The 13,388-nt window shown below is 49.9% G+C and carries 15 protein-coding genes and 1 other annotated feature; all 15 genes read left to right on the top strand.

Going from position 1 to position 13,388, the window contains the following annotated elements:
* Positions 1-12 precede the first annotated feature (12 nt).
* Entirely contained in the window at positions 13-1,095 is a 1,083-nt protein-coding gene (locus AB4Z33_RS18680; RefSeq protein ID WP_442051360.1) for an HD-GYP domain-containing protein, read from the top strand.
* Between the two features lie 109 nt (positions 1,096-1,204).
* Positions 1,205-1,555 (top strand): hypothetical protein, encoded by a 351-nt coding sequence (locus AB4Z33_RS18675; RefSeq protein ID WP_442051359.1) that lies wholly within the window; start codon positions 1,205-1,207, stop codon positions 1,553-1,555.
* Between the two features lie 142 nt (positions 1,556-1,697).
* Positions 1,698-2,567 carry a YitT family protein gene (locus AB4Z33_RS18670; RefSeq protein WP_442051358.1) on the top strand — a complete coding sequence of 290 codons (870 nt, stop codon included), beginning with the start codon at positions 1,698-1,700 and terminating at the stop codon, positions 2,565-2,567.
* A 33-nt stretch (positions 2,568-2,600) separates the two neighbouring features.
* Positions 2,601-3,662 (top strand): thiamine-phosphate kinase, encoded by a 1,062-nt coding sequence (gene thiL, locus AB4Z33_RS18665; RefSeq protein ID WP_442051357.1) that lies wholly within the window; start codon positions 2,601-2,603, stop codon positions 3,660-3,662.
* Positions 3,663-3,680: 18 nt separating this feature from the next.
* Positions 3,681-4,169, top strand: a complete 489-nt coding sequence (gene tsaE, locus AB4Z33_RS18660) for a tRNA (adenosine(37)-N6)-threonylcarbamoyltransferase complex ATPase subunit type 1 TsaE (RefSeq protein WP_442051356.1) — start codon at positions 3,681-3,683, stop codon at positions 4,167-4,169.
* Positions 4,166-5,002 (top strand): tRNA (adenosine(37)-N6)-threonylcarbamoyltransferase complex dimerization subunit type 1 TsaB, encoded by an 837-nt coding sequence (gene tsaB / locus AB4Z33_RS18655; RefSeq protein WP_442051355.1) that lies wholly within the window; start codon positions 4,166-4,168, stop codon positions 5,000-5,002. The genes tsaE and tsaB overlap by 4 nt, the downstream gene beginning before the upstream one ends.
* A complete protein-coding gene (gene rimI / locus AB4Z33_RS18650) occupies positions 4,999-5,487 on the top strand; it encodes a ribosomal protein S18-alanine N-acetyltransferase (protein WP_442051354.1) in 489 nt (162 codons plus the stop codon). Before tsaB ends, rimI begins: the two co-directional genes overlap by 4 nt.
* A gap of 2 nt (positions 5,488-5,489) precedes the next feature.
* The gene (tsaD, locus tag AB4Z33_RS18645) at positions 5,490-6,551 is read left to right on the top strand and encodes a tRNA (adenosine(37)-N6)-threonylcarbamoyltransferase complex transferase subunit TsaD (protein WP_442051353.1); all 1,062 of its coding nucleotides are present in this window, start codon (positions 5,490-5,492) and stop codon (positions 6,549-6,551) included.
* 465 nt (positions 6,552-7,016) lie between these two features.
* Positions 7,017-7,274: a binding site (T-box leader), on the top strand.
* Positions 7,275-7,341: 67 nt separating this feature from the next.
* Positions 7,342-8,895, top strand: coding sequence for a 2-isopropylmalate synthase (locus tag AB4Z33_RS18640; protein ID WP_442051394.1), 1,554 nt, complete (start codon positions 7,342-7,344; stop codon positions 8,893-8,895).
* 23 nt (positions 8,896-8,918) lie between these two features.
* On the top strand, positions 8,919-9,731 hold the full coding sequence (locus AB4Z33_RS18635) for a class I SAM-dependent methyltransferase (RefSeq protein ID WP_442051352.1): 813 nt from the start codon (positions 8,919-8,921) through the stop codon (positions 9,729-9,731).
* Between the two features lie 484 nt (positions 9,732-10,215).
* Positions 10,216-11,001: an ABC transporter ATP-binding protein gene (locus AB4Z33_RS18630; RefSeq protein WP_442051351.1), complete on the top strand. Its 786-nt coding sequence runs from the start codon at positions 10,216-10,218 to the stop codon at positions 10,999-11,001.
* A gap of 23 nt (positions 11,002-11,024) precedes the next feature.
* The gene (locus AB4Z33_RS18625) at positions 11,025-11,261 is read left to right on the top strand and encodes a hypothetical protein (RefSeq protein WP_442051350.1); all 237 of its coding nucleotides are present in this window, start codon (positions 11,025-11,027) and stop codon (positions 11,259-11,261) included.
* Positions 11,262-11,311: 50 nt separating this feature from the next.
* The gene (locus AB4Z33_RS18620; protein WP_442051349.1) at positions 11,312-12,241 is read left to right on the top strand and encodes a polyprenyl synthetase family protein; all 930 of its coding nucleotides are present in this window, start codon (positions 11,312-11,314) and stop codon (positions 12,239-12,241) included.
* A gap of 127 nt (positions 12,242-12,368) precedes the next feature.
* Entirely contained in the window at positions 12,369-12,542 is a 174-nt protein-coding gene (gene comX, locus AB4Z33_RS18615; RefSeq protein ID WP_442051348.1) for a competence pheromone ComX, read from the top strand.
* 39 nt (positions 12,543-12,581) lie between these two features.
* On the top strand, positions 12,582-13,388 hold an 807-nt coding region (locus tag AB4Z33_RS18610; protein ID WP_442051347.1), incomplete at its 3' end, for a PDZ domain-containing protein.

Here is a 13,388-nt window from a genome sequence, read left to right as displayed (position 1 = left end):
GAACTGGTCGAAATGAGAAAAGTGCAAATTGAACTGGTAAAGCCCGGAGATAAACTGGCAAAACCTATTTTTCAAGAAAATGGAAGCGTGCTCTTGGGCGAGGGTATCGAATTGAATGATCGCTATATCGATCGATTGCGCGGTTTGGGCATCGATTTTTTGTTCGTTGAGGACGGGAAGACGGTCGATCTTATTCCCGAGGAAACGGTCAGAGACGAGACGCGCAAGCAAGCGGTCGATGCGATCTACAAAACGATGAACGCCTTCAAGGAGCCTAACAACCTAAAGGGAAGAACGATTGCGCCGGATATGGGACGGACATTCCGCTCTGTGTTCGGTCAGATTATGTCCGATCTTAGCACGCGGCCGAACCTGCTCGTCAATCTGACAAGCATTCACTCCAAAGATAATTATTTATTTCAGCATTCGTTCAATGTTGCTGTTCTTGCCGGGATCATGGGGATTGCCAGAGGATTTAATCGCAATCAGCTTGAAGAACTCGGTATCGGGGCGCTGCTATTCGATATCGGAATGACGAAGGTGCCGGCAAGCATCCTCTCTCGAGAAGGCAGACTGACGCCGGATGAGCATGCTCTTGTACGGAATCATACAACCGAAGGGTTCGAAATTTTGCGCAAATACCACGACATCTCGATCGTATCGGCGCATTGCGCTTTGCAGCACCATGAACGCTTCAACGGCACGGGTTACCCGCGCGGTCTTAAAGGAAACGAGATTCATATGTATGCCCAGATCGTTGGACTAGCTGATACATTCGATGCATTGACTTCGCCTAGGCCGCATCGTAAACGGTATACGTCCAGCGAAGCGATCGAGTTTTTGTTCGCGGCTGGCGGCACATTTTTTGATATTGATTTAATTAAGCTTTTCTGCAAGCATATATCGATTTATCCGGTTGCGACTACGTTGCAGCTTAGCACAGGGCAGATAGGCGTCGTTTCGGTAAATAACGAACTTGCCGTGCATAGGCCTCGCGTTCGGATCATTACGGAAGCGGATGGCACAGAGCCGGCGTCTCCTTACGAGATTGAGTTGAAAGATGAACTGCATATTACGATTGTGAAAGAGCTGTAGCCTTTCGCAAGCAATGAATAAATATAGGTTCTGTCCTCTAGGAGCCTGACCATACGCGCTTCGTCCTCTCTGCATATGTTATTGCATATGGATGCAGAGGAGTGAGAGAATGGCGAATAGAGTGAGGCCGCCATTTTACGGCGCTAAAGGCAAGAAAAAGGTTATCAAAAGAACGACTGGCGCGACACAGCCGCTCGGACCGTATCTGAATCGGTTGACTGTGCTTTGGGTCGATGGAAATGGCGTGCCGTTCAATACGACGGGATTCAATGCAGCATTATATCAAGGATCGACGCTCGTGCAGACTGCGTTCTTTGATCGTTTCGGGGTCGTGTTCTTCAGTCGCGTTGAGACGCTGACAAGAGTTCCATATACGGTACAGCTATATGATAACAGCGGTGTCGTGTTCCGCACGAGGACGATTCCTGCCGGCGTAGAGGCATTTGCGGTTATTGGTTAACATTTGTTTGGAACATGCGAGGGCCTTCCGGGCAGTGCGGCAACAGCCGTCTGCTTGGGAGGCTTTCCGTTTTTTCTTTGAATATGTAGGAGGATTAAGGTAAAATAATGAGTAAAGACCGATAGGGGATGTGCGTGCGTAGATGGCAACATTGCAGCATCATAAGCTCTCCAAGCTGGACTTGCTTAGACGAGTGCTGTTCATTACACTCGGAGCTTCTTTAGTCGCAGTGGGGCTTGAAATTTTTTTGGTTCCTAACCACATTATTGATGGCGGTATTGTGGGCATTTCCATCATCGCCTCTCATTTGACGGAATGGCCGCTCGGACTTTTCTTATTTATTCTTAATCTTCCCTTCTTATTTCTTGGCTACAAGCAGATTGGCAAGACATTCGCCATGTCAACCTTGTATGGAGTTACGGTCATGTCGATAGGAACGACCCTTCTGCATCCTGTCCGTCCGCTGACTGTCGAGCCGTTTCTTGCCGCTATATTCGGCGGGGTTATTCTCGGCGTTGGCGTCGGCATGGTCATTCGCTTCGGCGGATCGCTCGACGGTACGGAGATTGTAGCGATTGTGTTCAATAAGCAGATTCCCCTTTCCGTCGGCGAAACGGTTATGTTCCTTAACCTATTCATTCTAAGCAGCGCGGGTTTCGTGTTCGGTTGGGATCGGGCGATGTATTCGCTTATTGCCTATTACATTGCTTATAAGATGATCGATATTACGATCGAGGGCTTCGATGAATCGAAAGCGGTATGGATCATTAGCGAGGAGTGGAAGGAGATCGGTGACGCGATCATGAACCGTCTTGGCCGCGGCGTTACATATTTGCACGGGGAAGGCGGCTTCACAGGAGGCAGCAAGCGGGTTATCTTCTGCGTCATAACGCGACTCGAGGAAGCGAAGATGAAGTCGATCGTGAACGAGCTCGATCCTATCGCTTTCCTCGCAGTAGGCAATATCCATGATGTGAAGGGCGGACGGTTCAAGAAACGCGATATTCATTAACAGGCAAGAAGGGCAGCGAAGGAGCGCAAAGCATTGGATGAATTTGCAAGCATTCATCATTGGACTGGGGCGCGGCAAAGCGCCGAGTGGCAGCAGCGGCGAGGCGTCGTGCTTGGTATCGGCGACGATACGGCAATAGTCGACGACTTGCTGGCAGAGGACGGCGTTGCCGCGCCGAAGCAGATGCTGTTGGCGGTTGACACGATGGTGGAAACCGTCCACTTCAATGATGTGACGATGCGCGAAGAGGACATCGGCTACAAGGCGCTGGCCGCGAATGTCAGCGATATTGCCGCCATGGGCGGCGTGCCGTTGCATGCGCTCGTGTCAGTCAGCGTGCCTCGTACATGGGGGCCGGATCGGATGCGGCGGCTGTATGACGGGTTGTACGCGTGCGCCGAGCGCTACGGGGTTGCCGTGATCGGCGGCGATACGACGTCTGCGCCGGCGCATATGGTTATCTCCGTGACCGTGACGGGGGCGGTCGAGGCATCGCTTGCGCTGCGCCGCTCGGGCGCTAAGCCGGGCGACGCTGTATTCGTGACCGGCGCCGTCGGCATGTCGGCGGCCGGTCTGCATGCTCTGCTTGCACAGAGGGAGGATGGCGCTGCAGAAGCAGCACATCCCGTTATCGTGCAAGCGCACCGAAGGCCGGCGCCGTCCGTAAGGGCTGGCCGGCTGCTTGCCGCGCATGGCTCCTGTCATGCGCTTAACGATGTTAGCGATGGACTCGCCAGCGAAGCGTGGGAGATCGCCGAGGCGTCGGGCGTGCGGATTGTGCTGCATGAGACGGAACTGCCGCGAAGCGGCAGTATGGCGGCTTATGCCTCGGAAGCAGGCATAGATCCACTCGATTGGATGCTTTATGGCGGAGAAGATTACGTATTGCTGGGAACAATAGACAAAACGTCAGTCAAAGCTACCCAGGATTCATTCCGTCAGGAAGGCATTCCATTCTTTATCATCGGCGAGGTCGAAGCTGGTGATGCCAAGGTTGATCTAGTGCGCGCCCGATCAGCGGGCAGCACTCATAGCAGTATGCAGGAGAAGAGAGTCGCGCTTGAGAAGCGCGGCTATAATCATTTTGAGCGATAAAAAAAGCAGGTGACATCGATGCAGCAAAGGATAGGACAGGGAAGTTGGCTTGCCCATACCGAGCAAGATACAATCAGGCTGGCGGAGCAGCTGGCCGCATGGGCGAAGCCAGGTACGATGATCGCGCTGGACGGCGATCTGGGCGCGGGCAAGACGAGATTCTCGCAAGCGTTCGCCAAGGCGATCGGCGTTAACGGCGTTGTGAACAGCCCGACCTTCACCATCATTAAGGAATATATGGGGGAAAGCCTCCCTTTTTATCATATGGATGTATACAGGCTGTCAATGGATGAGGCGGACGAGCTTGGCTTGGACGATTATTTCTACGGCAGCGGCGTGACGATCGTGGAGTGGGCGAGCTTAATTAAAGAACTGTTGCCGCCGGACAGGCTGGAGCTGTTCATTGAACATACAGGCGAGGAATCTAGACGCATCGCATTAACTGGGTACGGTGAGCTGTACGCAGATTGGTGTGAAGCTTTACTTGGGATAGGAGCAAGCGAATGAGATTGGAACAGCAGGATATGAAATCGATCGAAGGGCCTGTCATAGCGCTGGATACGTCGACGGCATCGATGGCAGCAGCGGTTGTTCTTGGCCATAATGTTCTCGGCGAGATACAGTCGTTAGCAGAACGCAACCACTCCGTCCATGTCGTTACGCATCTGAAGCAACTGCTGGCAAGCTGCGGCGTGAACGAGCAATCGCTGGCCGGCATTGCGGTAGGCAAAGGGCCGGGCTCGTATACGGGTATGCGGATCGCCGTGTCCGTCGCCAAGACGCTCGCATGGGTATGGAATAAGCCGCTTATCGGTGTATCAAGCCTGGAAGCTGTCGCTTACGGTGCATTACAGCATGCTAGCGAATCATCGCAGGCATCGTTGCCTGCTTCCGGCGAGAAGTGGGTGCTCCCAATAATGGACGCAAGGCGCGGACAGGTATACACCGCGGGCTTCCGTATGACTGCAGGTGGCGCTTGGGAGCGATGGGAGAATGATGCTGTTAAGCTTATGCACAATTGGGTGGATGACGTTATTGGGCGGGCAACTTCGGTGACGCAGCAGTCTTCTTCGCCAGTAAGCCAGATACGGCTGGCCGGCGATCTCTCGCAGCACGAAGCGGAAGCAGAACGTATGCTTCAATTAGGAGCGGCGAATGGGATTGAGATCATTAGGCAGCCCTATGTACTTGAAGGGCGCTGGATTGCTTATCTAGGCCAGCAGTTGTTGGCAGCCGGTATTACTGATGATGTTCATACCTTCGCTCCTAATTATACGCAGCTTACAGAGGCCGAAGTGAAGCTGAAGGCGAAGCAAGCGGAAGAAGGCGTAAAAGGATGAGCGTAGACGTCAATCAATTAGAATTCCGCTTCATGACGCTTGCCGACATTGCTGCAATTGTGGCGATTGAGGAAGAGGCATTCTCCAGCCCGTGGACGACTGAGGCGTTCACGAATGAGCTGATGAACAATATGTTCGCCAAATATATGGTCATGGAATTAAGCGGCGAAATTATTGGTTACGGCGGTATGTGGATCATTATGGATGAGGCGCATGTGACGAATATCGCCGTGCGCGATGACTACCGCGGACAAGGTCTGGGAGATCTTCTGCTTGGAGAGCTTCAGCGGACTGCTGTGTTTTTTGGCTCTGCCAAAATGACGCTGGAGGTTCGGGTGTCGAACGAAATTGCGCAGCGGCTATACCGAAAGCACGGTTTCGAGCCTTCCGGCATTCGGCCGCGCTACTATTCGGACAACGACGAGGATGCGCTCATTATGTGGGCGGAGCTCGATCGTGAACGGCTGAAGACAGAGGAGCTGTAACAGTGAGTCATCTAGAGAAAAGAACAAGCCTCGGTTCAGAGGATCAGATTATATTAGCCATAGAGACGAGCTGCGATGAGACATCCGTAGCTGTTATTCGTAACGGCAAACATATATTGTCGAATGTCGTATCAAGCCAAATCGACATTCATGAGCGCTTTGGCGGCGTCGTTCCGGAGATTGCTTCCCGTAAGCATGTAGAGTCGATTACTGTCATTATGGAACAGGCCGTCAAAGAGTCAGGCCTGAAGCTAAACGATATTTCGGCGATTGCGGTTACCCAAGGTCCTGGCCTTGTCGGTGCATTACTCGTTGGAATCGTAGCAGCTAAGACACTTGCGATGGCGCTCGATATTCCGCTTATCGGCACGCATCATATTGCCGGACACATCTACGCCAATGAGCTTGTCGCCGAGATGGTATATCCATGCATGGCGCTTGTCGTATCGGGCGGACATACCGAGCTCGTATTGCTGGAGAGCGAAGGCAGCTTCCGAATGATCGGTCGAACGAGAGATGATGCTGTCGGCGAAGCGTATGATAAGGTGGCGCGAGCTTTGCGGTTGCCTTATCCGGGAGGACCTTATATTGACCGTTTGGCAAGCGAAGCGGAGGAGGCTGTCCCGCTTCCGCGCGCATGGCTTGAAGCAGACAGCTATGACTTTAGCTTCAGCGGTCTCAAGTCCGCCGTGCTTGCTGTCATTAACCAGATGAAGATGAAGGGGCTTGAACTGAACGAAGCCGCGCTTGCCCGCGGCTTCCAAGAGTCCGTCATCGAGGTGTTGGTTACGAAGGCGCTGCGTGCGGTTAAGCAATATGGTGCTAAGCAACTGCTGCTATGCGGCGGTGTAGCGGCCAACCGCGGCTTGCGTGCTTCCTTGCAAGCGAAGTGCGAGGCAGACAATGTCCCGCTTCTTATTCCGCCGTTGCCGCTTTGCACGGATAATGCAGCAATGATCGGTGCGGCTGCGAGCCTTAAGCTGAAGCGCGGCGAATACAGCGACCTTGATCTGAAAGCCGATCCGGGCTTGTCACTGGAAGCATGGTCGGTGGGAGCTAGCTAGCCCATTTTTTTCTCCATACCGGAATTGACAGATAACTTACCGAAGCATATAATAAGCAACAAACCTTCAACAACATATTAATAAACGCAAAGATCAGGATTAGTAAAGTTCTTCCGGGATCGCTCGTCAGCCTCTAAGGGCGGCGACAACAGAGAGCTGCGGGGCGGTGCGACGCAGACGATGGAAACTTGAAACTCACCTGGGAGCGGAACAATGGAAGCGCAGGAACGATGCTTTGCTGCATCGATGTACTCGCGTGTACATAGTTACGGTTAACCTCCGTAATGGGGTGCATGGCGTCAACATCCGGAGTTGACCTATGCTTAAGGTGGATATCCACGCTCGACTAGCAGATCGTGTTGTCGAGGATTGGATGTCAACAAGGGTGGTACCGCGCGGGTTATAATAACCTGTCGTCTCTTGAATATAGAGACGACAGGCTTTTTTGTTTTCAACAAAATAAAATTCAACGCAAGGAACAGGAATAGTAGAACGTAAAGCCGGCAAAGCGCAAGAGAGCTGCGGGGAGGTGCAACGCAGTCGAGGCTTAAGGTTCGAAGCTCGCCTGGGAGCGGAACGTCTGAATAGGATGAAGCGGCATGCGGCTTATCCGAATAGGACGTTACGGCTGGCCGCCGATATCGGGCAACGAGCGGGTTTGGATGCGAACATCCAGCCAATTAGAGTGGTACCACGGCAGCTATGAAGTCTGTCGTCTCTTGTATAGAGACGGCGGGCTTTTTTTGTACCCAAAAATCAACTTTAGGAGGTCATTCTCATGACAAACGAAATGAAAAAAATTCAAATTTTCGATACGACTTTAAGAGACGGCGAGCAATCCCCAGGTGCATCTATAGCACCAGAACGCAAAATCATTATCGCAAGACAATTGGCGAAGCTGGGCATCGACGTCATTGAGCCGGGTTTTCCTGTCGCAAGCCCAGGCGAGTTCGCTGCCGTGCAGCAAATATCGAGGGAGCTGCAGAACGTCGAAATTGCAGGATTTGCCCGCGCCGTTAAGGGAGACATTGACGCTGCGGTGAAAGCGACGCAAGATGCAGCGCGCAGAAGGCTGCATCTGTTCATCTCCTCCTCGGATATCCACCTGAACCATCAGCTGCGCAAATCGCGCGACGAGGTTGTGCAGATTGCCCGTGAAATGGTCGCTTACGGCAAGCAGTTCGTAGACGAGATCGAGTTTTCGGCTATGGACTCAACTCGTTCGGGCCGGGATTTCGTTATCCAACTGGTAGAGGCGGTAATTGCCGAAGGAGCCACCATTATCAACTTGCCTGATACGCTTGGTTATGCGATGCCGGATGAAGTAACAGAGCTGTTCCAGGCGGTACGGAGGCAAGCCAGAGGCGGTGAGACTGTTAGATACAGCGCGCATAACCATAATGACCTGGGACTGGCGGTTGCCAACAGTATAGCCGCTATCAAAGGCGGAGCAACGCAAATCGAGGTAACCGTCAACGGGATTGGAGAGCGCGCAGGCAACTGCTCGTTAGAGGAATTGGTGATGGCCATTGAGACGCGTAAGGATGCATTGCAGGCTGAGACTAACATCCAGGTAAAAGAAATTTACGAATCCTCACGGTTGGTCAGCCGCGCAATGAACTTTCCGATTGCCTATAACAAGCCGATTGTCGGCCGCAATGCCTTTCAGCATGAATCGGGCATCCATCAGGACGGTTTGCTGAAAAACCGCAGCACCTATGAAATCATGGAGCCCGAAGCAATGGGGATCTCTCGTAATATGATCATCCTGGGCAAGCATTCCGGGCGTCATGCGATTAAGCATCGGTTATCGGAATACAACATCGTAATGACGGATGTCCAGCTGCAGGATGTGTATGACCGTTTCAAAGAGAAAGCCGATGAACAGAAGATCGTTACGGATGCCGAGCTGATTCGTATTGCCGGCGATCTGACGCAGACACAGCCAGACCCTTACGTGCTAATTGATTTGCAGGTGCAATCGGGCACGCAGCGGTCGCGCACAGCAACGGTAACGATTCGTGAGAATGAAGGAAGCCAGGAGAGCGCCTATATTGCGATTGGTTCAGGGCCGGTCGAGGCTGTTATCCATGCGATTCAACAGGCTATTCCTGTAGCGTCCGAGTTCGAGGACTTGGAGCTGCATTCGTTATCAACAGGTGAGGATGCGTATGGTGAAGCTGTCGTATCCATCGTTCATGAAGGGCAGCGATTCCGCGGTACATCGATTCACAAAGATATCATATTGGCAGCGGCCCAGGCTTATATCTCGGCATGCAATCAGGCGGTCATGACGATAGGCAGCAGAACGGTCGCAAGAACTAAAGAGCAAAAAGCGAACTGACGAGGCGAAGGGGGCGTATAGGCATGAAGGAAGTCATTGATTATTACGATAGGTTTGATGAATGGGGGCGGTTGGAAAGAGAACCGCTAGAACTTCGCATTTATTGGCATTATATGAGCCGCTACCTTCCCGCATCCGGTCATGTTTTTGATAACGGCGCCGGACCGGGACAATATGCGCTTAAGCTGGCTCAGCAAGGTTACGAAGTGACGCTCAATGATCTTACGCCTCGACTCGTGGAGCAAGCCCGACAGAAGGCAAAGGAGTTGGAAGTGCTAGGTAAGTTCAGAGGTTTCCATTCCTTTAATGCAACCGATCTAACCGGACTAGATGATCAGCAATTTGATGCTTCGCTTATGCTCGGTCCCTTATATCACCTTCAGAGGGAAGAGGATCGTTGCCAGGCCGCATCAGAGCTGCATCGCGTTACGCGAAGCGGCGGCTACGTGTTCGTTGCGATGATGACGAGAACGAGACATGTTATGACATCGTTACTGAATCCGCAGTCTTGGAAGCCGAACGATACGATTGAAGGAATTAGGACTTTTCTAGAGACAGGTGTGTTCAACCATCTTGATCAAGGTCGGTTCACAGGTGCTTACTTCTATAAGCTCGAGGAGATTGAGCCCTTCATGGAGGAACATGGCTTCCAATGCGTCAAGCTAGTCGGTTCATCAAGCACGGCCGGTCTATTCCAACAAGAGCAACTCGATTATTGGCGTAATCAAGGGGATTACGCGTACGATGAGTCTATAAAGCTAATGGCCGAAATGGCGGGAGAACGGAGCGTTCTAGGCCTCTCCCCTCATGTGATGTACATTGGGCGCCGGATATAAAAGGATCTTTTCCCAGCGGACAGGGTTATCCACATAGATAAAGCGAATTGTGCATAACCTTGTAAAAGCCTTGGTACAACAACGATTTCGATCCATTGTAAATGTGGGGTAAACGGGGATAGTTTTTTCACAGCCTTCTTGTGGATAATGTGGATAACGTGGACAATTAAGAAGGGAATTGTTAACAGTTACAGTCGGGCGATATTTTTCGTGAATTAATAATATGTCGAAATAGTCGGTATCGACTGAATTAACTAACAATTTATGCAGATATGTGGATAACTATGTGTATAAGTCTAATGGCGTTGTGTATCCAATTTTGGCCTCCAATTTGCGCATTTGTTGCGGAGCGCAAAAATTTTGCGGAAATTACGAGATAGGTTTTCGGTGAAAAATAGAGATGTATACGTTATCTTAAGAGTATGATTTCTATGAAAACGAGCATCTCAAACTGCGCTTAAGCGTGAATGGAGGCCAATCATAAATGGATACACAGACAGTCATTCAGGTAAGCTCAATAAGCAAGTATTATGGGTCGAACACAGCGGTTGACAATGTATCGTTTCAAGTGAAGAAAGGTGAGCTGTTCGGGATCGTTGGCACGAACGGAGCCGGTAAAACAACGTTGCTCGAAATGTTGATGGGCTTGCGAATGCCTGATTTAGGGACGATTCATGTGCTCGGACGCGATGTTTTGTTTGAGGCTGATTTGCTGAAAGAGGACATTGGGATTCATCTGCAAAGCACGACGTTGATCGACAAAATGAATGTTCGCGAGGCGCTGGAGCTGTTCCAATCCTTTTACAAACGAAAAAATGATCTCGATTTTATTATAAATCAATTCGGTTTAGAGCCTTATGTCGACAAGATGGTCAAGCGTTTATCAGGCGGCTGGAGACAGCGTACCGCGCTCGCAATTGCACTTGTTAACGATCCTCATATTATATTTCTCGACGAGCCGACGACCGGGCTTGACCCGGCAGCCAAAAGGGATTATTGGTCGCTTCTGCTTGAGCTTAAGCATCAAGGAAAGACCATCGTAGTAGCTTCGCATGATATGGAGGAGCTCCAGCGCAATTGCAATCGCATTGCCGTCATGCGCAAAGGGGAATTGGTCGCATGCGATAGCCCGCCGGCTCTTATCTCCAACTTGCCGGGTGGTGGAATGACAATGGAGGCCGTATATATGCAGTATGCGGTTGAATATAAGAAAGAACAACAACATCATATTACGGATGACAGCATTAGGGCGCTCAATTTGCTTATGTAAACCTCAAGGAGGGCTTTGCGCACATGGATCATGGCGATCACACCAGTAGTCCGTCAGCCCGCAAGACACAGTTATATCAGAAGAGAATGGAGATGATATCGCGTTTAATGAATCGACCAGATGRGGAGGCGAATGACGAACAAATTAGATTAACAGCCGAAGTTTGCAAAGGGAAGAAGAAGGCAGGCATTAGGGAACGTCTATCGAAATCGATTGGGCTTGAAAAATGGTTAAATGTCGTTTATCGTATGTTTACTTAAGAGATTCATAGTATACTTGGTAATAAATTGTATCTCTCGGGGGCAAGCGAATGATGAAYGGCAATACGTTAATAGAACAGCATATGCGGGCCTTAATCGGGCAATATTTTACGGCGGAACCGCTGATGCAATATGCACTTCGATTTACGGAGGATAAGCTTAGCGAGACGATTAAGTTCGGTCAGTTGACGCTTCTCCACTATCGAATGTTCGGAGGCGCAGATCCTGTTATCTATCAAGCGGCTGCAGCGGTCGAGCTGTTCATATTAGCGTCTGATATATTCGATGATTTGCAGGATCAGGATGCTCCGGGAAGAAGCTGGATGCAAGTGCCGCCGCCGATTGCGATTCACGTCGCTACTTCCCTGTTGACGTTGTCGCAGCAGGCAATGCAGAGCTGCAAGCTTGACCCGTCCGTGCGACTAGAGCTCGTAGATCTTATGAACAGACAGCTTCTGCAAGCAGCTAATGGTCAGATGCTCGATCTGATGGATCATGCTACGGATGAAGAAACGTATTTGGAGACGGTGAAATTGAAGTCCGCCTCGCTGCTGCTGTTCGCTTGTATGACAGGGGTTATTGCTGCAGGCAAGCCCTGGCAGCCGATTGTGGCCGAATATGCAATTGAGATCGGCATTGCCGCACAAATTCGCAACGATCTGCGAGATTTGCTGAGATGGGACGAGAAAAGCGATTTCTTGCAGCGCAAGCGTACGTTATTAACGATGTACATAATAGAGAGTGTAACCGGCGACGATCAATGGATTGCTGATTACTTCGAAGGCTTGCTCAGCAAGCAAGAAGTAGAACGAAGATCAGAGCTGTTCGAAGAGGCATGCGAACGATCGGGAACGCTGTTATATGGGGCGGTCATGAGTCGTATGCACTATAATCGCTTCGAGGAACTGCTGAACTCCATGCAGGAAATAAGTCCTTGGAAAGCAGAGTTTTTGCACATATTGAACGGTGAAATTGCATAAAAACAAAACACGCAAATGCTCTTTCGGTAAATACGAATCATTTTTGCGTTTTCTGTCGAATCTTTTCCTGTTATATTAGAAGTGTGTAATAAAAAATCGATTTTAATAGAGGAACGGAGGAGTTAAAATGTTGAAAGAAACGATTCGTCAGTTGGCAAGCAGTACGGAAAAAATGTCTATGGTTATGGGTGGACAAATGCAGTTAGCGGGTGTTTCTGTAGCTGAACAAAAAGCTCTTTTCGGAGAACTGAAAAACAAAAACGATAAAAAAGAAAACTATCGCTTGTCGTTCTGGGTATAAGAAATAAGATATTCTTGTGCAGGCAATGGGGGAAAGAGCATGAAGTCCTACATACCAAATCGAGTCATATTTCTTCTATTCCTGTTGGTTTTAATAACGATATTATCCTACCTTACCATTATTATCGTTCGCGAACCTTTCATAGGCGCAGAAGTTGTAAAAAACGATGACGGACAATTCGTTGTTAAGCTAGTTGAACCTGCCGGACAAGCCGTGTTCAAGGGAATACGTGCCGGAGATCTCATTATGGAGGTTAATGGCGATCCGGCGGGTCAATACAAGAACGTAATTAAGTTCAATTCAATCGAAATGGCCGACACTGTAATCGTTAAGCATTTGGACGGCAATGTTCAGCGCATGACGTTTACTGGCGGCTGGACAGGGGATCACTCCAACTGGGAGCTTCTCATCCAACTCTACATACCGCTTATTTCTTTTTTGCTTTTCTCCGCATTGTCGATATTTCTATATATGAAGCGTAGAAATGATGGCGCGGCGCTTATGCTTATTTTGTTTTTTGTTGTAATAGGCTTAAGCTATTACTCCTCAGCTGCATCCTATCGAAGCGATCGGGTGGGTATCTCTTTTATTTACCTATTGCTGCCTTACGTCTCTATTCTATTTATGTTATTCATGAATAAGTATCTCAGCCGGTTCAAGGTTGTGTTCATAGCCAAGAAACATCTGATCATTTTGTCGATAATTGCAGCTGTCATAGCTGCATCCTGCCTCATATATGTATGGACGGATCTGATTTCTCAAGATGCGTTTTTTTATGTGAAAATGTTTTACTTTGGCATCATTTTAGTGGGCAACTTTATTATCGTACTGCAATTAGTACGAAAG

The sequence above is a fragment of the Paenibacillus sp. 2TAB19 genome, from assembly GCF_052115185.1.
GTDB lineage: Bacteria > Bacillota > Bacilli > Paenibacillales > Paenibacillaceae > Pristimantibacillus.
Note: the sequence above shows the minus strand (reverse complement) of the source record. Positions and strands in the feature narration are given on the sequence as shown.

Bases quoted from the DNA above. Each gene is read 5' to 3' on its own strand.
- AB4Z33_RS18680 (WP_442051360.1), top strand. From the start codon at position 13: ATGAGAAAAGTGCAAATTGAACTGGTAAAGCCCGGAGATAAACTGGCA.
- AB4Z33_RS18675 (WP_442051359.1), top strand. From the start codon at position 1,205: ATGGCGAATAGAGTGAGGCCGCCATTTTACGGCGCTAAAGGCAAGAAA.
- AB4Z33_RS18670 (WP_442051358.1), top strand. From the start codon at position 1,698: ATGGCAACATTGCAGCATCATAAGCTCTCCAAGCTGGACTTGCTTAGA.
- tsaE (WP_442051356.1), top strand. From the start codon at position 3,681: ATGCAGCAAAGGATAGGACAGGGAAGTTGGCTTGCCCATACCGAGCAA.
- tsaB (WP_442051355.1), top strand. From the start codon at position 4,166: ATGAGATTGGAACAGCAGGATATGAAATCGATCGAAGGGCCTGTCATA.
- rimI (WP_442051354.1), top strand. From the start codon at position 4,999: ATGAGCGTAGACGTCAATCAATTAGAATTCCGCTTCATGACGCTTGCC.
- AB4Z33_RS18640 (WP_442051394.1), top strand. From the start codon at position 7,342: ATGAAAAAAATTCAAATTTTCGATACGACTTTAAGAGACGGCGAGCAA.
- AB4Z33_RS18635 (WP_442051352.1), top strand. From the start codon at position 8,919: ATGAAGGAAGTCATTGATTATTACGATAGGTTTGATGAATGGGGGCGG.
- AB4Z33_RS18630 (WP_442051351.1), top strand. From the start codon at position 10,216: ATGGATACACAGACAGTCATTCAGGTAAGCTCAATAAGCAAGTATTAT.
- comX (WP_442051348.1), top strand. From the start codon at position 12,369: ATGTTGAAAGAAACGATTCGTCAGTTGGCAAGCAGTACGGAAAAAATG.